Genomic DNA, 21,674 nt, shown 5'->3' on the forward strand with positions numbered 1-21,674 from the left:
AGCGCCTTTTTTTATAGATGTATTATGCCGCTTCTGTTGATTTAGCAAGTACTTCTGCAACTGCTTTAGCAACAGTGTAAACATTGTTCATGTTTAAACCTGCTACACAAATACGGCCACTACGTACTAAGTAGATTGCATATTCTTCACGCAAGATATCCACTTGCTCAGCAGTTAGACCTGTGTAGCTGAACATACCTTTTTGGTTTACAAGGTAGCTAAAGTCACGGTCTGGTAATGCTTTAGTAAGTTCGTCTTTCAAGATGCTACGCATTTTAATAATACGCTCACGCATCTCTTTCACTTCGCCTTGCCATTGTTGGTTAAGTTCAGCGTCATTTAACACTTCATCAACTAACCAAGCGCCTGTTGTAGGAGGGCTAGAGTAAATACGACGTACAGTCGCTTTTAACTGACCAAATGTGCACTGAGCAGCTTCTGCATCGTCACATACGAAAGTTAAGCCGCCAACGCGCTCGCCATATAAAGAGAAGATTTTAGAGAACGAGTTGCTCACAATGAAGTTTAGACCCGCTTGGTCTAAAGCACGGATTGCATACGCATCTTCTTCCATACCATCGCCAAAACCTTGGTAAGCGATGTCTAGAAATGGAATAAGGTTACGGTCTTTTAATACTGCAATTACTTGGTCCCACTGCGCTGGGTCTAAGTCAGCACCCGTTGGGTTGTGGCAGCATGGGTGCAACAACACAATGCTTTGCTCAGGCAAAGTTTTAAGTGTAGAAAGCATACCGTCAAAATCTACACCACGTGTTTCGTTATCGAAATATGGGTAGAAATGAGTCTTGATACCAGCGCCATTGAAAATCGCAACGTGGTTGTCCCAAGTTGGTTGGCTTACCCAAACGTCAGAATTTGGGAAATAAGTTTTTAAGAAATCTGCACCAACTTTCAATGCACCTGAACCACCAAGCGTTTGGATGGTTACAGCACGGCCAGCTTTAACTGCTGGGCTGTTTGCACCAAATAAAAGTGCTTGAATTGCTTCACGGTAAGGTTTGAAGCCTTCCATTGGCAAATAAAGTTTGGTTTTACCGTTCTTAGGCTCAATACGCTTTTGCGCCTCGATAATGGTCTCTAACTGAGGAACAATGCTGTCTTCATTATAGTAAAGACCAATACTCAAGTTTACTTTTCCAGAACGAGTATCAGCATTGAACTGTTCCATTAAAGAGAGAATTGGATCGCCTGCGTATGGGGGGATATGTTGAAACATCAAAAAAGTCCTTTCATTCAACAATATGCATAGTGCTCGGTTTTTTCTGTCTCGAAAAATACGCCACAACTATGTCGATGCTCAATAATGTATCAATAAAGCTACCGTGAAGCACCTGATAATTTCACTAATATCGATATTTTCTGGATGAAAATAATAAAAAGTTTTAAAAGAAATTACGGTAAATAGATACTAATTTATAACTCATGCTTTCATTCAAGCAAATTGTCTACAATCTTGCTGTAATACATTGGTTGTAGACTAAAGTTTGAAACAAAAGTTTAATGACTAAAAAGTAACTAAGAAAGAGTTATAAAACTATAGACAAATTGACACTAAATTATTGTTTTATAAATACTAATTTGCAAGTGGTTTAATGCTTTAAATATAAGGTGATATAAGTGGTTAGGCTATAAAAATTGACCTGATGCGTTCTGTAAAGTGTCAACAATCACCTTGATTTTTTTCATTCATACCGCTATAAAACTCATAATTGATTAAAAATTGTCGACAATATGCAAGATTTGACCTTCGCACCAGAGCCACTACAAAGTCAGGGAAGAACACTGACCGAGAATGTATTTAAACAAATACAGACGGCGATTGTTTTGGGTCAAATTCCAGCAGGTAGCAAAATTTCTGAGCCTGAGCTGGCACGCACTTATGGCATTAGTCGTGGGCCTTTACGTGAAGCGATTCATCGCCTTGAAGGGCAACGTTTGGTTGAGCGTACTGCACACGTGGGCGCGCGCGTGGTTTCGCTTTCACTGCAACAGTTTAAAGAGCTTTACCAGATTCGTGCGTCATTAGAAGGTTTGGCTTGCAAACTTGCTGCACAGCATATTGATAAAAAGCAAATTTTGGCGCTACGTGATGTCTTACGTATGCATGCCGAAGATGAAAACTTTAAAGCAGGTAAGGGATATTACTTACAAGAAGGACAGGACGATTTTCACTACTGCATTATCAAAAGTAGTGGCAATAAAACCCTAGAAAAAATGCTATGTGATGAGCTCTATCATCTCATCCGCATGTACCGAATTCAATTTTCAAACACACCCGATCGACCGAGCAAAGCTTGGGATGAACATATCCGTATTTTAGATGCAATTGCAGAAGGCGATGGTGAACTTGCCGAGCTGCTTATGCATCGACATATCAATGCTTCTTACAAAATTATTGAGCAAACACTGCTACAAGCACAAGGAGAACATAACAATGGCTAAACAATCCGCAGGTCAGCTATTTCGCGATGCCGTAGCCCAAGAAAAGCCATTACAAGTGGTTGGAACCATCAATGCCAATCATGCACTTTTGGCAAAACGTGCAGGTTATAAAGCGATTTACTTATCAGGTGGTGGTGTAGCAGCTGGTTCTTTAGGCTTACCTGATTTGGGAATTAGTAACCTGGATGATGTGTTGACAGACGTACGCCGTATTACCGATGTATGTGATCTTCCTTTATTGGTCGATGCGGACACAGGTTTTGGTGCTTCTGCATTTAACATTGCCCGTACTACAAAAGCACTGATCAAATTCGGTGCTGCGGCAATGCACATTGAAGACCAAGTGGGCGCAAAACGTTGTGGTCACCGTCCGAACAAAGCCATTGTGACTCAAGAAGAAATGGTTGACCGTATTAAGGCTGCGGTTGATGCGCGTGGCGATGACAGCTTCGTGATTATGGCACGTACCGATGCATTGGCAGTAGATGGCTTACAAGCTGCCATTGACCGTGCAGGTGCCTACATTGAAGCGGGCGCAGACATGTTGTTCCCTGAAGCAATTACTGAGCTTGATATGTACAAGCAATTTGCTCAGAAGACTGGTGCACCAATTTTGGCAAACATTACCGAGTTTGGTTCTACACCACTGTTTACCACTGAAGAGTTAGCATCTGCCGATGTAAGCCTTGCGCTTTATCCGCTTTCTGCTTTCCGTGCTATGAACAAAGCAGCCGAAACTGTGTATGAAACCTTACGTAAAGAAGGTACTCAAAAGAACGTGATTGATATTATGCAAACGCGTAAAGAGTTATATGAACGCATTAACTACTATGCGTTTGAAGACTACTTAGACAACGCATTTGCTAAAAAGAAATAAACCAACCCTCTTTTAAAAGAAGGGGAAACGATGGTCTTGGCTATCGTGAGGGCGGCATGGATGCCGCTACGTTGGACTGCGATATAGGGATATATCGTCAGACCAACAAGGATTTTTGCTTACTTTTCATCCGTGAAAAGTAAGGCGAACGGCAGGTTAAACCAAAAATTGGATGAGAACTCGGCAAGACGCTGTCGCGTTTTCACCCAAGTAAAAATTGAACAAACAACAAATTCTGGTTGATATAAAGGATGATTCTATGAGCTCAAATGAAACAACAACAGGCTTCAAACCAAAAAAATCAGTTGCACTTAGTGGACAAGTTGCAGGCAACACAGCCCTTTGTACCGTAGGACGTAGCGGTAACGACTTGCACTATCGTGGCTATGACATTCTTGACCTTGCAGCGGGTAGCCAGTTTGAAGAAGTTGCTCACTTGCTCGTACATGGCAAACTACCAAATAAAGCTGAACTCAAAGCGTATAAAGCAAAATTAAAAGCACTTCGTGGCTTACCAGCAGCACTTAAAACTGCTCTTGAGCAATTACCACCTTCTGCACACCCAATGGATGTGATGCGTACAGGTGTATCAGTGCTAGGTTGTTTAACACCAGAACACGAAGACCACAACGAAGCGGGCGCAAAAGACATTGCCGATAAATTAATGGCAAGCCTAGGCTCAATGTTGCTTTATTGGTACCACTTCAGCAACAACGGTCGTCGTATTGAAGTTGAAACTGATGACGACTCAATTGCAGCGCATTTCTTACATTTGCTTCATGGCGAAAAACCATCTGAAGAATGGATTCAAGCAATGCATACCTCTCTGATTTTGTATGCTGAGCACGAGTTCAACGCATCTACATTTACCTCACGTGTGGTTGCAGGTACAGGTTCTGACATGTACTCGGCAATTACAGGCGGTATTGGTGCACTTCGCGGACCTAAGCACGGTGGTGCAAACGAAGTTGCATTTGTCATTCAACAACGTTACGACAACGCAGACGAAGCAGAAGCTGACATCCGTAAACGTGTTGAAAATAAAGAAGTCGTGATCGGTTTTGGTCACCCTGTATATACAGTTTCTGACCCACGTAACGAAGTCATCAAGAAAGTTGCGCACGACTTAGCACAAGCACAAGAGAACACCAAAATGTACCTCATTGCTGAGCGTTTAGAAGCAGTGATGAAAGAAGTGAAAAACATGTTCCCGAACCTCGACTGGTTCAGTGCAGTGAGCTACCACTTAATGGGTGTTCCAACTGCAATGTTCACACCATTATTCGTGATCGCACGTACAGCAGGTTGGTCAGCGCACGTGATTGAACAACGCCAAGACGGCAAAATCATTCGTCCAAGCGCGAATTACACAGGCCCTGAAAACCTCGAATTTAAACCATTGGCGGAGCGTGGTTAATGAACACAAAATACCGTAAACCGCTGGCAGGAACCCAGCTTGAATATTACGACGTGCGTCAAGCCGTTGAAGATATTCAGTCAGGCGCATACGAAAAACTGCCTTACACCTCAAAAGTACTCGCAGAGCAATTGGTACGCCGTGCCGATGCCGAGAACTTAACTGCTTATTTAACGCAGTTGATTGAACGTCGTCAGGACTTGGACTTTCCTTGGTATCCTGCGCGCGTGGTGTGTCATGACATCCTAGGTCAAACTGCATTGGTTGATCTTGCAGGCTTGCGTGATGCGATTGCTGACAAAGGCGGTGACCCATCTAAAGTTAACCCAGTTGTGCCAACACAGCTCATTGTTGACCACTCTTTAGCAGTGGAATACGGTGGTGCTGACCCAGACGCTTTTGCAAAAAACCGTGCTGTCGAAGACCGTCGTAACGAAGACCGTTTCCACTTTATTGAGTGGACCAAAACAGCATTTAAAAATGTCGATGTGATCCCTGCGGGGAACGGCATTATGCACCAGATTAACCTAGAGAAAATGTCTCCGGTGATTCAGGCGCGTGATGGCGTGGCATTCCCAGACACTTGCGTTGGTACAGACTCACACACGCCACATACAGACGCTTTGGGCGTAATTTCTGTGGGTGTTGGTGGCTTAGAAGCTGAAAACGTAATGTTGGGTCGTGCATCTTGGATGCGTCTACCAGACATTATTGGTGTTGAGTTTGTAGGTCAGCGTCAGGCAGGCATTACTGCAACAGATATCGTACTTGCTTTAACTGAGTTCTTGCGTAAAGAGCGCGTAGTTGGTGCTTACCTTGAGTTCTTTGGTGAAGGTGCTGACAGCATGTCTGTGGGCGACCGTGCAACCATTTCGAACATGACACCAGAATATGGCGCTACGGCTGCGATGTTCTACATCGACCAAAACACGATTGACTACTTACGCCTAACAGGTCGTGAAGATACTCAAGTGGCACTGGTTGAACAGTACGCAAAAGAAATTGGCCTTTGGGCATCTGACATGACCAAAGCAGAGTACCCACGTGTACTTCGTTTTGATCTATCGACAGTCACACGTAACATTGCTGGTCCATCAAACCCACATGCACGCGTTTCAACTGCGGACCTAAAAGAAAAAGGCATTGCAGGTGTTGTTGAAAACCGTTCTGACGGCTTAATGCCAGATGGCGCAATCATTATTGCCGCAATTACTTCGTGTACCAACACTTCTAACCCGCGTAACACGGTGGCGGCAGGTTTGTTGGCACGTAAGGCGAATGAGCTAGGTTTAGTTCGTAAACCTTGGGTGAAATCATCATTTGCACCAGGTTCAAAAGCGGCTGCACTTTACCTTGAAGAAGCAGGCGTTCTAAAAGACTTAGAACAACTTGGTTTTGGTATTGTGGCTTACGCTTGTACAACGTGTAACGGTATGTCGGGCGCGTTAGATCCAGTCATCCAACAAGAAATTATTGACCGTGACTTGTACGCAACAGCAGTACTGTCTGGTAACCGTAACTTCGATGGCCGTATCCATCCATATGCAAAACAAGCATTCTTGGCATCTCCACCGCTTGTTGTGGCGTATGCAATTGCAGGTACGATCCGTTTTGACATCGAAAAAGATGTGTTAGGTCATGACAAAGAAGGTAACCCGATTTACCTCAAAGACATCTGGCCATCTGACGCTGAAATTGATGCCTTAGTTAAAGAAGCCGTGAAGCCTGAACAGTTCCGTAAAGTCTACATTCCAATGTTTGACTTGGGCGAAGTTGAACAAGCGAAGAGCCCACTTTACGACTGGCGTCCGCAAAGTACTTACATCCGCCGTCCACCATATTGGGAAGGGGCGTTGGCTGCACCACGTACTTTGGCAAACATGCGTCCGCTTGCGATTTTGGGTGACAACATCACTACCGACCACTTATCGCCTTCAAACGCGATTTTGATGGACTCGGCTGCGGGTGAATATCTTCACAAAATGGGCGTACCAGAAGAAGACTTCAACTCATACGCAACACACCGTGGTGACCACTTGACTGCACAACGTGCAACATTTGCCAACCCGAAACTTTATAACGAAATGGTAGTTCGTTCAGACGGTACCATTAAGCAAGGTTCAAAAGCGCGTGTAGAGCCAGAAGGCGAAGTGATGCGTATGTGGGAAGCGATTGAAACCTACATGAACCGTAAGCAGCCGTTAATTATTATTGCGGGTGCTGACTACGGTCAGGGTTCAAGCCGTGACTGGGCTGCGAAAGGTGTACGCCTTGCAGGTGTTGAAGCGATTGTGGCAGAAGGTTTTGAGCGTATTCACCGTACTAACTTGGTGGGTATGGGCGTGTTACCGCTCGAGTTTAAACCGGGCGTAAACCGCAAGACTTTAAAACTAGATGGTACAGAGCTTTATAGCGTGATTGGTAATATTGCGCCGCGTTCGACTTTAACTTTAGTTATTGAACGTGCCACAGCGGATGGTAAAGAAGAGATTCTTGAAGTGCCTGTGACCTGCCGTTTAGATACAGAAGAAGAAGTTTCTGTATATGAAGCAGGCGGTGTATTACAGCGTTTTGCGCAAGACTTTTTAGAAGGCCAAGTGGCTTAATACTTTAGTTAAACATTATTGATATTGTTTAAAAAAAACCCTATCTTGATGATGGGGTTTTTTCAATTTTAGGGATAATAATGCCAGATAAAGTAATAACAGCCATAAGGAATGATCAGATAACCGAAGAAAATATTTCATTTAATCTTGTAAGACAAATCGCAGGAAATGAAAATGATAGTCAGGTATGGTGTTCACTAGGATATGGAAGAAATATATTAGTTTCATGCGAGCAATTAGATCAATATTTATATTCGTATGGCCCAATGATACAGAGTCAATGGACACAAATTTGTGAGGGTTTGACTATTGATGAGGGAAATATAACACTTTTGGATTATGGATGTGGTCAAGGCTTAGCATCTTTGTTGCTTTTAGACTGCGTTCAAGAAGAATTTCGATATAATGTATCTCAACTCATTTTAATTGAGCCGTCTGATATCGCATTAACACGAGCAGAGCATATAGTTCAGATCTGTTATCCAAATGCGCGAATTAGACGAGTTCATTGCAATTTCGACTCGGTTACGAATGGAGATCTTCAAACTAATAATGATGATATAAAAATTCATTTAATGTCTAATGTTTTAGATATTGATGGATTTGACCATTTTGAATTAGTGAGCAAATTAGGTGAAGCCAAAGGCGTACATTATTTTATTGCTGTAAGCCATGATCGGGATTTCCTCGGCGGAACAGCTCGACTTAAAGGGTTATATGAGGCTTTTAACGAACAGCTTGCAGATAATGTGTTAGAGTCTGAAATTAAGAATTTTAGTTGTAGCAATGGTCAGCCTGCAATTAGTTTTATGGTAAAATTGGAGATGTAAATACTTGGATTTATTTGACGATTTTCGGGAAGTAAATTTATTACCATTTATTTTGCCTAAGCAAAATGGATATAGTGTGTTATGGAACGAAGATCTAAATGGATTTGAAATCAAATTACCAAATGGGGAATTATTTTATTCCCCCCAATTTTTTGATAAGAAAATAAGTGATCATTGTATAAAATATTTTCTTGAGAATGATAAGTATGATATCTACACAACAAATTGGAAAGATTTAGAATTAGAAGAATTTAATAAAGTAATTTTTAAAAATATAATTTGGAAACAAGATTTCATTAACTTATATGGAAGAAAACCCTTACCCAGACTTACTAGTTGGTATGGCGATAGTGGAAAAAGTTACTCTTATTCAGGTATTAAGTCGGAACCAAACCCTTGGAATAAAGGATTACTTTACCTGAAGACCGAAATAGAGAAAATTGCAAAAGAGCAGTTCAATAGTGTTTTACTTAACTGGTACAGGAATGGTGATGACTATATGAACTGGCATGCTGATGATGAAAAAGAACTAGGAAAAAATCCAATAATTGCTTCTGTCAATTTTGGGGAAACAAGAGATTTTGTTCTTAAAAATAATCAGGATGAAAATATAAAAATAAAAATTCCTTTAAACCACGGCACTTTACTAATTATGAAAGGAGCTTTACAACATTTTTGGCAACATTCTGTGCCGAAACGGGCAAATATTAAAAAGTCGAGGTTTAATTTAACATTTCGTACGATTAAATAGCATTGATAGTAAAATATTCAACTTCATTTTTTAAGATTTTATTTCAGTAGAATGAAAGTACTAATTTGGTACAACACTAATCTGTAATAAGTTTAAACTCATCAAGTGACTTTATAGATGACAGTCCTTTTAGCATTTAGCAGAAAAATAAGAATATAAAAAAAGCCCGACATCCTGTCGGGCTTTTTCGTATTTGGTTGCTAGATATGACTCCTGTCGTATCTCACGATCCTGATGCATGAACCTATTATTGTTGTTTTATGTTCCGGAACATCCTGTTCCTGTATGAGTTCATATTAGAAAAAAAGCAGGGGACAGCCAATCCGCTAAATCCCTAAATCTATGTAAGATAAATCGTACAAATAACATTTTTTGCATTTATGCCATCATCATCGGGCGAAATGGACAATTGACATTCACTTTAACTGGGTTATATTCCTGTTTAATATATATACGATTATAGGAATGTAATCATGGTAACAGCTGGCGAAAAACCCGGAACAGGCTTCTATTTCTGTGCTCAGTGCGGACATAGAGTGTTTTTAGAAATTAATACCGACCCTTTACCACCTTGCACCAAATGCTACTGCACGCAATTTAAACGTTAAGAATGAAATAATATTTGCGTTCGCATTTAACAAAAAGCCCTGTCACCCGATGGGGCTTTTTGTTAATTTAAAAATAAGACTTACATAACAAGACCCGTGATGGGCATGAAAAGGAAACCATTATGGAAACAATATTGGGTTTATGTATTGGCGTTGGGCTGAGCGCTGCCTGCGGTTTTCGGGTGTTTGTGCCGCTACTGGTTATGAGCATTGCAACTATGATGGGATGGTTTGAGCCGTCGAAAGGTTTTGAATGGTTAGCTCTGCCATCGGTGTGTTTGGCTTTAGGTGTGGCAACGGTGTGTGAAGTCGCAGCTTACTATATTCCGTGGGTCGATAATGCCTTAGACACAGTTGCAACTCCTGCGGCGATGATTGCGGGCACATTAGCGACAATGGCGGTTAGCAGCGGAGAAATGTCTCAGTTTGCCAGTTGGGCGGCAGCGATTATTGTTGGCGGTGGTACGGCTGGTGTGGTGCAAATGAGTACCGTTGCTGCACGTGGTGTTTCAACTGCAACTACGGGTGGCTTGGGTAATTTTGTTGTTGCGACAGGTGAATGGATTGGAGCGATCTTACTTTCAGTTTCGGCCATGTTAGTGCCTGCACTTGTTGCGGTAGTGGTGCTGATTGCGGTTATTTTAGCGGTACGTTGGATACGCCATAAAAAACAAGAACAGGTGCATACTCTTCTATAGGTTTAGCCTAAACATAACTTTAAATAGCAATAAAAAAAGCCCAACATCCTGTTGGGCTTTTTCGTATTTGGGTACTAGATATGACTCCTGTCGTATCTCACGCTCCTGGTGCTTGAACCTATTATTGTTGTTTTGTGTTCCGGAACATCCTGTTCCTGCATGAGTTCATAATAGTAAAGAAGGAGGGTGTCGCCAATCCGCAAAATCCCTAAAAGTTTGTAGGTTAAAACGTACATTGAAACATGGTGTAGGGCATTTTGTAGTTACCACGGGGGCGAATAGAAGGGGCTTACTTTTATACCTAATCATTTAAGATGTTGAGAAGAATAAGAGTTGCTATTGATAACAATATGTTATGTTTAAGTTTGGTTGTAAAAAGAACAATTTTATCGGGAGTTATAAATAAATGACCGTTATGTTGGTAAAACCTCATTTAAGATTTAAAGAGAGCTATAACAACTATATTAATGAATTAGCAGATGAAGATCGTCACCCTTTGACAACGGAGTTTGACCATACAAATTTTGAATCATTTTTGAATAAATTGAGAGATTATGAAAAAGGGGAATCCCTAGAAGAAGGGCATGTTCCCAACATTACATATTGGTTAGTAGAAGGTAATGAAATTATTGGCGCGTCTAACTTGCGACTTAAACTCAATGAACAGATTGAATATTGCGGTGGGCATATTGGTTTAGGTATTCGTCCTTCTAAACGTGGACAGAATTTTGGCTCGAAATTGTTGGAGCTTACAATTGAGGAGGCATGGAAGCTAGGTCTAACGGAGTTACATATACATTGTTATAAATCTAATTTAGCTTCTGCAAAAGCTATTCAAGCAAACAATGGTCGTCTTGATTCCGAAATTACTCTCAACCAAGTAGTTCAAAGGTATGTTGTGAATAAAACAATATAAGAATTTTCTTTAAGTTGTTTTTAAATGAACATAAAAAAAGCCCGACATCCTGTCGAGCTTTTTCGTATTTGGTTGCTAGATATGACTCCTGTCGTATCTCACGCTCCTGGTGCTTGAACCTATTATTGTTGTTTTGTGTTCCGGAACATCCTGTTCCTGTATGAGTTCATATTAGGAAAAAAGAGGGGAGTCGCCAATCCGCAAAATCCCTAAAAGTTTGTAGGCTAAAACGTACAAGATCGCTTTCGATATATATTATTTTGAATTCAACTTTAGGCCTCTGTGCCGCAACAGACTTTAATCTTTTGCGCTGATTTAAAGTAATAAACCATTGCAACACAGAGATAGAGGAGCTAAGCCAAACGTTTAGCCCATACTACTTTTGTCACACCGCTGCATGACGCTAAAGAAAGTAGGGGCAAAGTCCTGTGGGAGAACAGGACTTTGCAAACTGACATGTTCTAGGTGCTGCATCAGCTTGGGTGAGTAGGTTTGTTCAAGTCGCTGATAAATACATCCACAACTGGTCTTAGTGTGTCCACCCGACAGGCAAATTTTTTCAAACTCCTGCTGAGTGTGTAAGTTACAACCCGAAATTCCCAAGCTCGCTACAACCAAACTTAAAGCCATAATAGATTTATAAATTGTCATATTATTCTCATAATGATTTATATCTATGAGTAGAATAAAAATATAATTAGTTTTAAGGTTTAAAATAATTTTAGGTAATAATTAACCCTCCCATGTATATAGGAAAATAAAATAATTAAATTTTTAAAATAAAGATAATTTATTTATTTAAAAATTGGGAGTAAAAAACCAAATTTTAAATAAATAAAATGATTAATCTAAAGAGGGAATAAGTTTGAAAAATGTCATGGTCAACTCCTTAAAATTATGGAGTCCTACCACCAGATTACCGCGAATTAATTTATGGTGGTAGAACGGAAAGGGGTTGACAGACTGGGATCCATAGAACCAGCACGCACAGGGCGTCCCCCAACCGTCCTACCGCAAAGAAGGGGGACGCAAGGGTCCAGCGAATTATAGCAGAACTATAATCCGTGGTGGATCAGCGGTCTGTCAAAACCGACTGGCAATGTAGGCCAGCAACGAAATAATAATCGGTGATTTTAATTGCGTCAATTTAATATTTAAAATATTTTTGATTTAATAATAAATCTAAATGTATTTTTAAAATAATGGAATTAATATTTAAATTTAATTAGAAAAAATAAATAATAAAATAATTTGTAAATGCAATGTTGTTAATAATAGAAATTTATCCTCTTATAAATAAAATATTATAGAGATGGCTACTTTATTCTAAACTTTTAAGCATTTCTTTAGCATCTACATCGCCTGCATCGGCAGCTTGCTGAAACCATTTCTTTGCCAGTGATAGGTTTTTCGGCGTGCCTTCACCATTTAAATACATCTGGGCCAAGTTGTATTGGGCATCGCTTTCATTGTGCTCAGCCGCTTTGGTGTACCACTTAAGTGCTTGCTCATCGCTTTGTGAGACGCCGTGACCTTTTTTATATAGATGAGCTAAATTATATTCTGCGGGTGGGTAGCCTTGCTTGGCAGCACGACTAAACCATTCAAACGCCTTTCCATAATCTTGCGCAGTTCCTTCACCTCTGTCATATAACACCCCTAAGTTATATTGCGCTTTCGCATGGTCCTTGGCCGCAGCCTTAGTAAAATAATCAAAAGCGCGCTTGGCATCTTTTTCAACACCCGTGCCTGTGTAATACATCATCCCTAAACTATATTTTGCCCCCATACTTCCATTTTGATCAGCCACAGTTAGCCATTTAAACGCTTGTTCATAGTTTTTAACAACGCCTTGTTCGCCACTTAAAAGCATCATCCCCAAATGATATTGGGCAACGGATTGCCCTTGCTCTGCACGATATTGAATATCGGCCACACTCGGTTCAGCAAATGTTGAAGAATGAAGTGAAAAAATCACCGTAAATATATAAAAATCAGACTTTTTTATTTTCATATCTCATCCTGAATTTTATTAATTTGAGTATTTTTCTTTAATATCTGGTTGAATGTAAAAGAAAAATATTAAGTATATTTGGTTGGTTTATAGCGCTTTAAAATGATCTGATTTTACGGTTTAAATACCTATTTAATAAGAAATTAACCTAAAACTGCATATTTAGACTAGTTACATTTTGAAAATGAGTATAGATAGACAGATTAGTCTTTTTTTAATTAAAATGCGGCCTAAATATAAGTTTGATTGATAATAAAAATGCAGATGAGTGTGTCGAGTATATTGGAGCGTTTAGGCCTTGTTTCACAAAATCGCGCTGTTCATATCCAATTCTCAAATCAGTCTTTAAATCAGCAAGTTTTCTTACAACGCATTGAGGGCGAACATACCCTCAACCAAGGTAGCGTTGCTGAGTTACTGTGTCTGTCGACCAACGCACATATTGCATTAAAACAATTTATTGGCTGTCAGGTTGCTGTTGATCAGGTCACTGACACAGGCCAGTTTTTTAGAATAACAGGCATTATTACCGAAGCTAGCCAAGGGCAAAGTGATGGCTCACTCACCATTTATAATTTAAGTTTAAAAGACCCAACTGCTCTCTGGCATAAACGCCGCAATAGCCGCGTGTTTATGAACAAAAGCGTGCGCGATATTAGCGAAATTCTATTTAAAGAATGGCAGGGGAAAAGCCCGTTATTTGCTTCAAGCTTAACACTCGACACATCTGGCTTAACCAAAGACTATGATGTGCGTCCATTTGTGATGCAGTCAAACGAAAGCGATTATGACTTTTTAACCCGTTTATGGCGTAGTGAAGGCATTAACTGGTTGGTCGATGAATCGCAACTTTTTGTCACTGACCCGAATGCTTCCATTCAGCCACAAGTGTTACGTTTAATTGACGATAACCAAAATTATCAGGCGCTTGAACGCCGTAGTCTCCGCTACCAACGCAGCAGTGCGACAGAACAGTTCGATACCATTACCCAAGTTAAAGCTGAGCGCCGCTTACAACCAACCTCGGTTCATGTGCAACGCTGGCAAGCCGATGCTTTGCAACAAGAAGAAGGTAGTGGCAGCGTACAAGGCACGCAAAAGCACAGCGAACACTATGACAATGCAAGCTTGAATCTTGAAGATGCATGGCACGTTAGCCCCGCTTGGATGCAGGACTTAAAAGGCGAAGATCAAGCCACCGCTTCAGGTAATAGCCAGATTGAACAGCTTAACCAGCACATTAATGCTTACCATCACCTGAGTTCTAAACAGTTTACCGTTTCAGGTAACGTTCGTGATGCACAGGTCGGTTACTGGTTTGTACTCAATGACCACCCAGAACTCGACCGACATGATAATGCAGATAAAGAATTCTTAATCTTAAGCAAGCACTACTATAACCAGAATAATTTACCGAAAGAATTACAACAGCAACTTGAGCGCTTATTACCAAAAGACAAGTTCAAGGCAGCCGAACTCGACAACCAAAACCCTGAGCTACGCCACTTTGCTGAGCTTAACGTGGTTCGACGCAATGTTAAAGCTGTACCTGAATATAACCCGCTAGAGCACCGACCAGCCGCTCACCCGCAGCGCGCTAGAGTGGTTGGGTTAGAGGGCGAAAGCATCCATGTCGACCAGTGGGGACGCATTAAAGTCCGATTCCTGTTTACCCGAACTGACGACCACAGTCATGACGGTGGAGCAGGCAGTAACGACAATGACACCGACTCGGCTTGGGTTGATGTGCTGACTCCGTGGGCAGGCGCGGGTTATGGTGCACGCTTCCTGCCACGGGTCGGTGAGATCGTGGTGATCGACTTCTTTGATGGCAATATTGATCGCCCGTTTGTGGTGGGACGTATTCATGAAGCTGAACGTCACCCAACCCAGTTCGACCAGAAAGGCCAGCTACCCGACACTAAAAAACTCAGCGGCATCCGCTCCGAAGAAGTCGACGGTAAAGGCTTTAACCAGCTACGTTTTGATGACACGACAGGCCAAATCAGTGCCCAGCTACAAAGTAGTCATGCGGCAAGCCAGCTCAACTTGGGTAACTTAAGTCATCCAAAAGACAAGGCCGAAAGTGATGGTCGTGGTGAAGGCTTTGAACTCAGAACAGACCAATGGGGTGCGGTAAGAGCGGGTAGCGGCTTACTCATTAGTACCCACAAACAGGACCAAGCTCAAGGCGTACATCTTGATGCAAATGAGGCCAAACAACAAATCGAAGGCGGCCTCAATAATGCTAAGGCACTCAGTGAAGTTGCTAAAAATCAGCAAACTGACCCGTTAGAAAATTTAGAAAACCTAAAATCCTTTATTGAAAAACTTGAGCAGCAAGACAACGCAAAAGCCAAAACATTTAAAGAGGCTATTATGCTGCTGGCGAGCCCAAATAGCGTCGCGCTGAGCAGTAATGAAGACATTCACTTAAGTGCAGATGGCCAGATAAACCAAACTGCTGGAGACAGCATTAATCTGTCTACCCAAAAGAATTTAATCGCGCATGCTCAAAACAAAATTAGTCTTTTTGCAGCGCAAGAAGGCGCAAGACTCTATGCAGGCAAAGGCAAAGTTGAGATACAAGCACAAGGCGATGGTGCAGATTTAATTGCCCGTAAAGCTGTTCAGATTATTTCAGCAGAAGACAAAATCGAAGCGACCGCAGCCAAAGAAATTGTACTCACCGCAGGCGGTTCTCAAGTCAAAATTACCGGTTCAGGCATTTTTATGACCACGAGCGGCAAGTTTGAGGTTAAAGCTGGGCAGCATTTATTTATGGGAGGTGGGAGTGTGAATAGTTCATTACCGTATCTACCCGAACAAGGAAAACAAAAATATGGTTTATGGTTTGATGTAATGGATAAACAAGGAAATAAACTAAAACCTGGCACGGAATATATTATTTTTGACGAAAATGATAAAGAAATTGAGCGCGGTAAGTTAGATCGAACTGGCTTAGTTAAGTTGGAAACAGAAGAGCCGAATAAGCAATATAAAATACATGTGGTAAATTGAAATGGATAATGTAATAGATGCCAATAAAGATATAAAAAAACAAGCAACTGAATTGTTAAAAAAAGCACATGGAAAAGTAAGTAATGTGCCGCCAGTAATTCCAGTTAAGTTAACAACTTATACTCATAGTTTAACAATCTTCATTGGAGGGGCAGCTGATAAGTATGTATTTACACCCGGAGATGTTCCTGTCGGGTGGGGGGATTTTAGACCTATTGGCCCAACATACTTTGTTGGAAACTATGTTAATAATTATTTTGCAACTATAAAAGGTGGCAGTAAAAATGCATTTGTTAAATATTATGGGTATGAAGAGGCATATGTATCTGATACAAGAGAATTAACAGTAAATACAAATAAGGATAAAAAATTAAATGCTTTCAATGATGTAAAAAAATTTTTAAAAACCTATCCTCAAACACAAGTAAATATTGTTGGTCATAGTTTAGGTGGTTGGAATGCAGCTGGATTAGCTGAAATATTGCATAAGAATAATATTTGTAAGGTTAACGTGCTGATAACTATTGATCCAGTGGGAGAAATATTATCTAAAATTGGTTTGGGATCTAGAACTAGTATCTATTATAGTAGACCAAAGCCAGTATTTAATCTTTGGATTAGTATAAGTTGTGACCCTAAAAGTTATGAGTGGAACAATGATTTGATTGCAGATTTAGGTGGGCAATGGAGTAGTTATCCCTCTAGTAATAGTTCCTATTACTATGTAACAAGGTATAGCCATGCAGATTTCAGATTAATGATGCAAGAGAAAATTGTTAATAATTTAAGTGTGCAGGATATTTTGTCAAAAGAGTTGAGTAGAATAAAATGAAATATTTTTTATTAACATTGCTTTCTATAACATTGTCAGCATGTAATCCTTTTATAAATAATGAGGAAGCATCTAACAATAATGGAGAGATTAAGAGTTTAACTTACTCACGTCTGGATGGTATGAGTGGTGATATTTTTAAATTTAATTTAGAAACAAATGATGATTTAAATAAGATTTATCAAGAGAATAATTATAAATATTCACATTTTAAGTGCGATAATATTAAAAATTACTTTGTGACAGGAGCTATTTCAGTCGAGGGCGAGAAGTTAGAAAATGGAAAATATACTTCATCTGGGTACTTCAAAGTCTGCGAAGATGAATCCATGAATGTATGTATCGATAAGAATCAATTGGAAAAATTGTTAACTAGCAATATGTCTTGTAGAGTAGTTTTTGGGGGCTTATTACAAAGTAGTAAAGTTGTAGCAGATAATATTTTAATATCCAAAGAAGCTATAAGAAAATCCAATTTCCAATAGAGTTTTAAATGAAGAAATTTCTTTACCTATTAGGGCTAATTTTTTAAGTGGATGTAGTGAAAAAACTTCAAATTTCACAATAGAACATACTAGGAAAAGTAATGAAAAATTAAACTTTGCTATGAAAATTGAAGATAAGGAAGTTTTAAATAAAATAAAAGAATCTTCATCAAAAAAAATTGTTTGCAAAAATACTGCTAATAATAATCAAATGGTGGATGCTTATATAGATAAGATTGAAAATAACAAAATTGATGTATCTGTAGAATTTTGCTCAAATAATGATAATAGAAGCTGTGAGCCTATAGATATCAGTTCACTTAAAAAAATTAATTTAGAATGCCAAGCAATTTTCTCTGCAATGATTGGTAATGTCTCTAAATCAGAAAAATTTCCAATTGTATGGGAAGAAAAATAATTTGTTTAAAAATCTGAAACTTGACTTGATAACTTTAGGTATTCCCTTGTTACTTATGGCAGGGTGTGGTCACGAATATACAATTGAGCCTGAAAGACTTCCAGTAGCCTATGTAGGTAAGGCATATAATCAGCAATTAAACATATCAGGTGGTAGAGTGATACCACAGTCTTTTGAAGTAAAAGATAATTTTCCAAGTGATATGAATATCTCTATTGAACCAATAGATCAAAATGAAGCAGATGCTTATAACAATTTAAAAATTTCTGGAGTTCCAAAATATAAGGGAACTTTTACGATTCATATATATGCGGGTTTTTATGCTAGTGGGGATGGGAAGTTAGATAAGACCTATGAATTTATTGTAAATGAATAAGATATTTAATCATGTGATTTTATTTAGTTTAAATAAGAGATAAGTATGAAAAAGAATTTATTAATTACCATATTAATTTTACTTTTTATCGTTCAGTCCTTATTAAATTATTACTTCTGGAATCGTACAAAAACACCCGAAACTCATGTTTTAGAAAAACCTTTAAAGATATATTCGTTTGAAGGTAAATATTCGAAAAACAGCACTTTGCTAGAATATTATATTCTACCACAAGGTACTGTTTTATATGATGATAGTGATTCTTTAAATCGAAGAGTTATGGTTTATTTTAATTTGCAAGGTGTAGATTTTAAATTTGAAAAACAAGATCCAGATATCTTGAAACAACCTAGTGAAGTCAGTGGAATAAGGTCGAAGGACTTGCCTGATTTACTAAAAGAAATTCCTCTGACTAAAAAAGATATTTATTTAATTATTAAATATGATGAACGTATAAAAGACTCTGTACGCTCTATTTTATTTAAAAAATACAAAATTGATCCTTCAGAGTATGAAAAATAATTAAATAATTTTATGCCAAAAAGGATAAATTTTAAAAAGTAGAATAAGCGTAATTTATTACGCTTATTCTACTTTTACTTAATTGGACTTTTCATTAACCACTACAATCTTGCCAATTGTCTTATTAGATTCAACCAACTGGTGTGCTTGCTTAATTTTTTCAGCGTTAATAGGATGTAGCGATGTAAATCGTGGTGAAATAATAATATTTTGATCAATTAACTTTGCAATATGATCTAAAATTTCAGATTGTTTTGCCATATCTGTAGTTTGAAAACTAGAGCGTGTAAACATAAGTTCCCAATGGAATGACAGGCTTTTTTTCATCAATAGATTGAAATCTTGAGAATGAGAAAAAGGCACAATATTACAAATTTTTCCAAATGGCTTAGTAATACTTGGCAGAATATTAAAATATGAATCTGGTGAGTTACAGATCAAGACATAGTCGACCTCAGAGTAACCCAATTTGGCTAATTGAGTTGGAATGTCTTGAGTATGATCTACGATATGATCGGCACCTAATTGTCTACACCAGTTACTCGTTTCTTGCCGTGAAGCAGTGGCGATAACGGTTAACTGTGGTACAAGTTTAGCAAGTTGAATTGCCATTGAGCCTACACCACCAGCACCTCCAATCACCAATAAAGATGCCGATTTATTGGTATTTTGAAGTAGGCTGTTTGGATGAACAGAGTTAATCTGAAGTGATAATCTTTCAACTAGTGCTTCCCATGCAGTTAATGATACTAACGGAAGAGCCGCTGCATCTTCTATAGAAATACTGGCAGGCGCATGAGCAATCAATCTTGAGTCAATTGCATGGTAAGTACAATTACCTCCAGAGCGGCTAATATCACCAGCATAATAGACTACATCTCCGATTTTAAATTTTTCAGAGACTTGTTGACCAATTTCGGCAATAGTTCCAACAACATCCCATCCTAAAACTGTAGTTTGGTCGTCTTTAGTTTTTCTGCGTCTAGCACGTGTATCGGCAGGGTTAATAGAGATTGCTTGAACTTTGACAATAACATCGTGTGGCAGTGCTTGTGGGTAAGGAATTTGAACATCCAGAAATGAATCTGGATGCTCAAGTTCTAATGGTTCACAAATAGCAACTGCATAATTTATTTTGCTATTCATAGGGGTTAAGAAGTATGGGGTAGTTGATGAGTAACGCTACAAATAATTTTTGTATTACCTAGAATTGAATAGATATCGGCTTTTCTCCAATCATGGTCGCCTGCTTTATAGCGTCTTACATTATCTAAACGAGTAAAGATAGGGTGAGAGGCATCCATATTTGGTCGATCTGAGAGAAAGTGGATTTCTGTCTTTTTCATCCATAAGGTATTACTTTCAGCTCGACTGATTGAATCTAATTGATATAGTAAAATCTGACCAAGCTGTAAACCGACTGAAAATAAACAAGATGTTGACCATGGTTCAATATGCTCATTTAAAATTCGTTTATTAATGACCAATGCAGAGGCTTTAAGTTCATCTACATTTATCATGACATCGTTAATTTCTAGTGGGGTTTTGAGGTATTCTCCAAATTCACTAGGTTCCATTTTATTTGCGTCGTTTTTATAAAGAATCTCAATACTCATATTTGAGATATTAAGATTCATTACATTGGTACCATGGCCTGATTGCCCCATAGTTCCACTAATCTCGATTTTATCAAAGTCAGATTCAATTGGGCTTTTACCTGCACGGATCACCATCTTATGGATCAGTTTTTTATAACAAATCGTACGATTGTGAATAGCCTGAATAAGTTGATCAAATGTGAGTAGTGAAAGCTCAATAATATCAATCGTACTTAAATGTGGTTTTTGACTCCTATTATTTTTGATCGACCAGGTTTGAGGTAAAACAACTTTGCCTAAGCAGTTGAATTTTATAGTTTCTAAATCTTCAGGCTCATATTGAAAATTATAGATATCATGAGCACTGTTAATATAGCCTGCGCCAAAATAGCGCGTATTTTTATCACCTAAAAATTCATCAACTTCTTTGAAAAATGATAGGTTCACTTCACACCTCTATAGTAATTGGATGTTGAATGGTTGTTATTGTTTAAGACGAAGATTACATAATTAAAGTTTTATATTTTTCATTAGCCGCAGCAATAGATTCCTCGATTGATTTCACGGGTTTAATTTTTAAAATATCTGAAATACTATTTGCGCGTTCTTCTAAGCTACCACCAACAATGTGATACTGGATGCCCAACTCATCAAATGTTTCTTTTAAAAGTTCATCTGAAGCTGAACGGAAAAGTTCATTCACTGGTCGGTGACCATCTTTTGCTAATGGAAGTTCATTGGGTAAATGAATGAATGCATCAAATGATTCTTTTACATGGCGTTTGAATACTTTACCCAACTCGCTCATGATGCTTTCGAAATAGGCAAGTTCGGTAGTTTTAGAGACACTTTCACCTTGTTTTAAGTGAACGGACTGATTTGGATTCATACCATATTTAACGCGAACACTTCCATAAATCCATTCTTGCAAAGAACAACCATCTGAAATAAAGCGTTCTTTATGTTTATATTCATGAACTACACGATCCATGTGTCTGGTAATAATCATTTGAATGAGTTCGGGAGAGCTTACTTCTTCAAGTGTTTTACCTGGTGCTGCATGCGGTAAGATTTCACGCATTGTTCTTGCTTCTGTACGAGGGAGATTTAAATAATCACTAATGATTAAAGAGGTTAAAGTTTTACCGGATGAATATGTTCCAGTTAAGCCAATACGCATTATTATTACCTTCTTCTCAGAATTTATTATTAAGTTAAGTTGCTGAGGTTTATTAAAAAATT

20 protein-coding genes and 2 pseudogenes are annotated in these 21,674 nt (G+C 38.9%); 15 read left to right on the forward strand and 7 right to left on the reverse strand.

The genetic code is table 11. The features are described 5' to 3' along the window. Positions 1 to 22 precede the first annotated feature (22 nt). Together KTJ10_RS13055 and KTJ10_RS13060 are read right to left on the reverse strand one after the other, a co-directional pair. On the reverse strand, positions 23 to 1,237 hold the full coding sequence (locus KTJ10_RS13055) for an aromatic amino acid transaminase (RefSeq protein WP_262442170.1): 1,215 nt from the start codon (positions 1,235 to 1,237) through the stop codon (positions 23 to 25). Positions 1,238 to 1,572: 335 nt separating this feature from the next. Continuing rightward, positions 1,573 to 1,707: pseudogene (locus tag KTJ10_RS13060) on the reverse strand (hypothetical protein). 45 nt (positions 1,708 to 1,752) lie between these two features. On the opposite strand from KTJ10_RS13060, the gene KTJ10_RS13065 reads away from it, so the two are divergent. From KTJ10_RS13065 to KTJ10_RS13105, 9 genes are all read left to right on the forward strand, one after another. Further along, a complete protein-coding gene (locus tag KTJ10_RS13065) occupies positions 1,753 to 2,463 on the forward strand; it encodes a GntR family transcriptional regulator (protein WP_001153627.1) in 711 nt (236 codons plus the stop codon). Beyond that, entirely contained in the window at positions 2,456 to 3,340 is an 885-nt protein-coding gene (gene prpB / locus KTJ10_RS13070; RefSeq protein ID WP_005071840.1) for a methylisocitrate lyase, read from the forward strand. The genes KTJ10_RS13065 and prpB overlap by 8 nt, the downstream gene beginning before the upstream one ends. A 259-nt stretch (positions 3,341 to 3,599) precedes the next feature. Then, positions 3,600 to 4,757, forward strand: coding sequence for a 2-methylcitrate synthase (gene prpC / locus KTJ10_RS13075; protein WP_002120737.1), 1,158 nt, complete (start codon positions 3,600 to 3,602; stop codon positions 4,755 to 4,757). Then, positions 4,757 to 7,363 (forward strand): Fe/S-dependent 2-methylisocitrate dehydratase AcnD, encoded by a 2,607-nt coding sequence (acnD, locus tag KTJ10_RS13080; protein WP_262442171.1) that lies wholly within the window; start codon positions 4,757 to 4,759, stop codon positions 7,361 to 7,363. The genes prpC and acnD overlap by 1 nt, the downstream gene beginning before the upstream one ends. Before the next feature lie 80 nt (positions 7,364 to 7,443). Continuing rightward, entirely contained in the window at positions 7,444 to 8,193 is a 750-nt protein-coding gene (locus KTJ10_RS13085) for a hypothetical protein (RefSeq protein ID WP_262442172.1), read from the forward strand. A 4-nt stretch (positions 8,194 to 8,197) separates the two neighbouring features. Continuing rightward, positions 8,198 to 8,944 carry an alpha-ketoglutarate-dependent dioxygenase AlkB family protein gene (locus KTJ10_RS13090; RefSeq protein ID WP_262442173.1) on the forward strand — a complete coding sequence of 249 codons (747 nt, stop codon included), beginning with the start codon at positions 8,198 to 8,200 and terminating at the stop codon, positions 8,942 to 8,944. Positions 8,945 to 9,417: 473 nt separating this feature from the next. After that, positions 9,418 to 9,552: a zinc ribbon-containing protein gene (locus KTJ10_RS13095; RefSeq protein ID WP_001983336.1), complete on the forward strand. Its 135-nt coding sequence runs from the start codon at positions 9,418 to 9,420 to the stop codon at positions 9,550 to 9,552. A 122-nt stretch (positions 9,553 to 9,674) separates the two neighbouring features. Continuing rightward, positions 9,675 to 10,250, forward strand: coding sequence for a DUF4126 domain-containing protein (locus tag KTJ10_RS13100; protein ID WP_262442174.1), 576 nt, complete (start codon positions 9,675 to 9,677; stop codon positions 10,248 to 10,250). A 406-nt stretch (positions 10,251 to 10,656) separates the two neighbouring features. Next, the gene (locus KTJ10_RS13105) at positions 10,657 to 11,166 is read left to right on the forward strand and encodes a GNAT family N-acetyltransferase (protein ID WP_262442175.1); all 510 of its coding nucleotides are present in this window, start codon (positions 10,657 to 10,659) and stop codon (positions 11,164 to 11,166) included. Positions 11,167 to 11,532: 366 nt separating this feature from the next. Here the strand turns inward: KTJ10_RS13105 and KTJ10_RS13110 are convergent, their stop codons facing one another. Together KTJ10_RS13110 and KTJ10_RS13115 are read right to left on the reverse strand one after the other, a co-directional pair. Continuing rightward, a complete protein-coding gene (locus KTJ10_RS13110) occupies positions 11,533 to 11,817 on the reverse strand; it encodes a hypothetical protein (RefSeq protein WP_262442176.1) in 285 nt (94 codons plus the stop codon). Positions 11,818 to 12,487: 670 nt separating this feature from the next. Further along, complete coding sequence (locus KTJ10_RS13115; RefSeq protein WP_262442177.1) at positions 12,488 to 13,180, reverse strand: tetratricopeptide repeat protein; 693 nt, start codon at positions 13,178 to 13,180, stop codon at positions 12,488 to 12,490. Between the two features lie 258 nt (positions 13,181 to 13,438). Here KTJ10_RS13115 and KTJ10_RS13120 point away from each other — a divergent pair, with 258 nt between their 5' ends. The 6 genes and pseudogenes from KTJ10_RS13120 (at position 13,439) to KTJ10_RS13145 (ending at position 18,834) form a co-directional block, all read left to right on the forward strand. Beyond that, entirely contained in the window at positions 13,439 to 16,201 is a 2,763-nt protein-coding gene (locus tag KTJ10_RS13120) for a type VI secretion system Vgr family protein (RefSeq protein WP_262442178.1), read from the forward strand. A gap of 1 nt (position 16,202) precedes the next feature. Then, entirely contained in the window at positions 16,203 to 17,033 is an 831-nt protein-coding gene (locus KTJ10_RS13125) for a triacylglycerol lipase (RefSeq protein ID WP_086266257.1), read from the forward strand. After that, positions 17,030 to 17,518, forward strand: coding sequence for a hypothetical protein (locus KTJ10_RS13130; RefSeq protein WP_262442179.1), 489 nt, complete (start codon positions 17,030 to 17,032; stop codon positions 17,516 to 17,518). Before KTJ10_RS13125 ends, KTJ10_RS13130 begins: the two co-directional genes overlap by 4 nt. A gap of 8 nt (positions 17,519 to 17,526) precedes the next feature. Then, a pseudogene (locus KTJ10_RS13135) lies at positions 17,527 to 17,936 on the forward strand (hypothetical protein). Beyond that, positions 17,890 to 18,312 carry a hypothetical protein gene (locus KTJ10_RS13140; RefSeq protein WP_086266254.1) on the forward strand — a complete coding sequence of 141 codons (423 nt, stop codon included), beginning with the start codon at positions 17,890 to 17,892 and terminating at the stop codon, positions 18,310 to 18,312. The pseudogene KTJ10_RS13135 and the gene KTJ10_RS13140 overlap by 47 nt, the downstream one beginning before the upstream one ends. Before the next feature lie 45 nt (positions 18,313 to 18,357). Then, positions 18,358 to 18,834 carry a hypothetical protein gene (locus tag KTJ10_RS13145; protein WP_262442181.1) on the forward strand — a complete coding sequence of 159 codons (477 nt, stop codon included), beginning with the start codon at positions 18,358 to 18,360 and terminating at the stop codon, positions 18,832 to 18,834. Positions 18,835 to 18,912: 78 nt separating this feature from the next. Here KTJ10_RS13145 and KTJ10_RS13150 read toward each other — a convergent pair whose 3' ends face one another. From KTJ10_RS13150 to KTJ10_RS13160, 3 genes are read right to left on the reverse strand one after another with little or no spacing between them, the layout of a single operon-like run. Beyond that, complete coding sequence (locus KTJ10_RS13150; RefSeq protein WP_262442182.1) at positions 18,913 to 19,980, reverse strand: zinc-binding alcohol dehydrogenase family protein; 1,068 nt, start codon at positions 19,978 to 19,980, stop codon at positions 18,913 to 18,915. 5 nt (positions 19,981 to 19,985) lie between these two features. Then, positions 19,986 to 20,879, reverse strand: a complete 894-nt coding sequence (locus KTJ10_RS13155; RefSeq protein WP_199993140.1) for an AvrD family protein — start codon at positions 20,877 to 20,879, stop codon at positions 19,986 to 19,988. 55 nt (positions 20,880 to 20,934) lie between these two features. Further along, complete coding sequence (locus KTJ10_RS13160; protein WP_199978290.1) at positions 20,935 to 21,612, reverse strand: AAA family ATPase; 678 nt, start codon at positions 21,610 to 21,612, stop codon at positions 20,935 to 20,937. Positions 21,613 to 21,674 lie beyond the last annotated feature (62 nt).

The organism is Acinetobacter sp. WU_MDCI_Abxc222 (assembly GCF_025514755.1).
Lineage (GTDB): Bacteria > Pseudomonadota > Gammaproteobacteria > Pseudomonadales > Moraxellaceae > Acinetobacter > Acinetobacter geminorum.

Coding starts and splice junctions, on each gene's coding strand:
- KTJ10_RS13055 (WP_262442170.1), bottom strand. CDS start 1,237: ATGTTTCAACATATCCCCCCATACGCAGGCGATCCAATTCTCTCTTTA.
- KTJ10_RS13065 (WP_001153627.1), top strand. CDS start 1,753: ATGCAAGATTTGACCTTCGCACCAGAGCCACTACAAAGTCAGGGAAGA.
- prpB (WP_005071840.1), top strand. CDS start 2,456: ATGGCTAAACAATCCGCAGGTCAGCTATTTCGCGATGCCGTAGCCCAA.
- prpC (WP_002120737.1), top strand. CDS start 3,600: ATGAGCTCAAATGAAACAACAACAGGCTTCAAACCAAAAAAATCAGTT.
- acnD (WP_262442171.1), top strand. CDS start 4,757: ATGAACACAAAATACCGTAAACCGCTGGCAGGAACCCAGCTTGAATAT.
- KTJ10_RS13085 (WP_262442172.1), top strand. CDS start 7,444: ATGCCAGATAAAGTAATAACAGCCATAAGGAATGATCAGATAACCGAA.
- KTJ10_RS13095 (WP_001983336.1), top strand. CDS start 9,418: ATGGTAACAGCTGGCGAAAAACCCGGAACAGGCTTCTATTTCTGTGCT.
- KTJ10_RS13100 (WP_262442174.1), top strand. CDS start 9,675: ATGGAAACAATATTGGGTTTATGTATTGGCGTTGGGCTGAGCGCTGCC.
- KTJ10_RS13105 (WP_262442175.1), top strand. CDS start 10,657: ATGACCGTTATGTTGGTAAAACCTCATTTAAGATTTAAAGAGAGCTAT.
- KTJ10_RS13110 (WP_262442176.1), bottom strand. CDS start 11,817: ATGACAATTTATAAATCTATTATGGCTTTAAGTTTGGTTGTAGCGAGC.
- KTJ10_RS13115 (WP_262442177.1), bottom strand. CDS start 13,180: ATGAAAATAAAAAAGTCTGATTTTTATATATTTACGGTGATTTTTTCA.
- KTJ10_RS13120 (WP_262442178.1), top strand. CDS start 13,439: ATGCAGATGAGTGTGTCGAGTATATTGGAGCGTTTAGGCCTTGTTTCA.
- KTJ10_RS13125 (WP_086266257.1), top strand. CDS start 16,203: ATGGATAATGTAATAGATGCCAATAAAGATATAAAAAAACAAGCAACT.
- KTJ10_RS13130 (WP_262442179.1), top strand. CDS start 17,030: ATGAAATATTTTTTATTAACATTGCTTTCTATAACATTGTCAGCATGT.
- KTJ10_RS13140 (WP_086266254.1), top strand. CDS start 17,890: ATGTCTCTAAATCAGAAAAATTTCCAATTGTATGGGAAGAAAAATAAT.
- KTJ10_RS13145 (WP_262442181.1), top strand. CDS start 18,358: ATGAAAAAGAATTTATTAATTACCATATTAATTTTACTTTTTATCGTT.
- KTJ10_RS13150 (WP_262442182.1), bottom strand. CDS start 19,980: ATGAATAGCAAAATAAATTATGCAGTTGCTATTTGTGAACCATTAGAA.
- KTJ10_RS13160 (WP_199978290.1), bottom strand. CDS start 21,612: ATGCGTATTGGCTTAACTGGAACATATTCATCCGGTAAAACTTTAACC.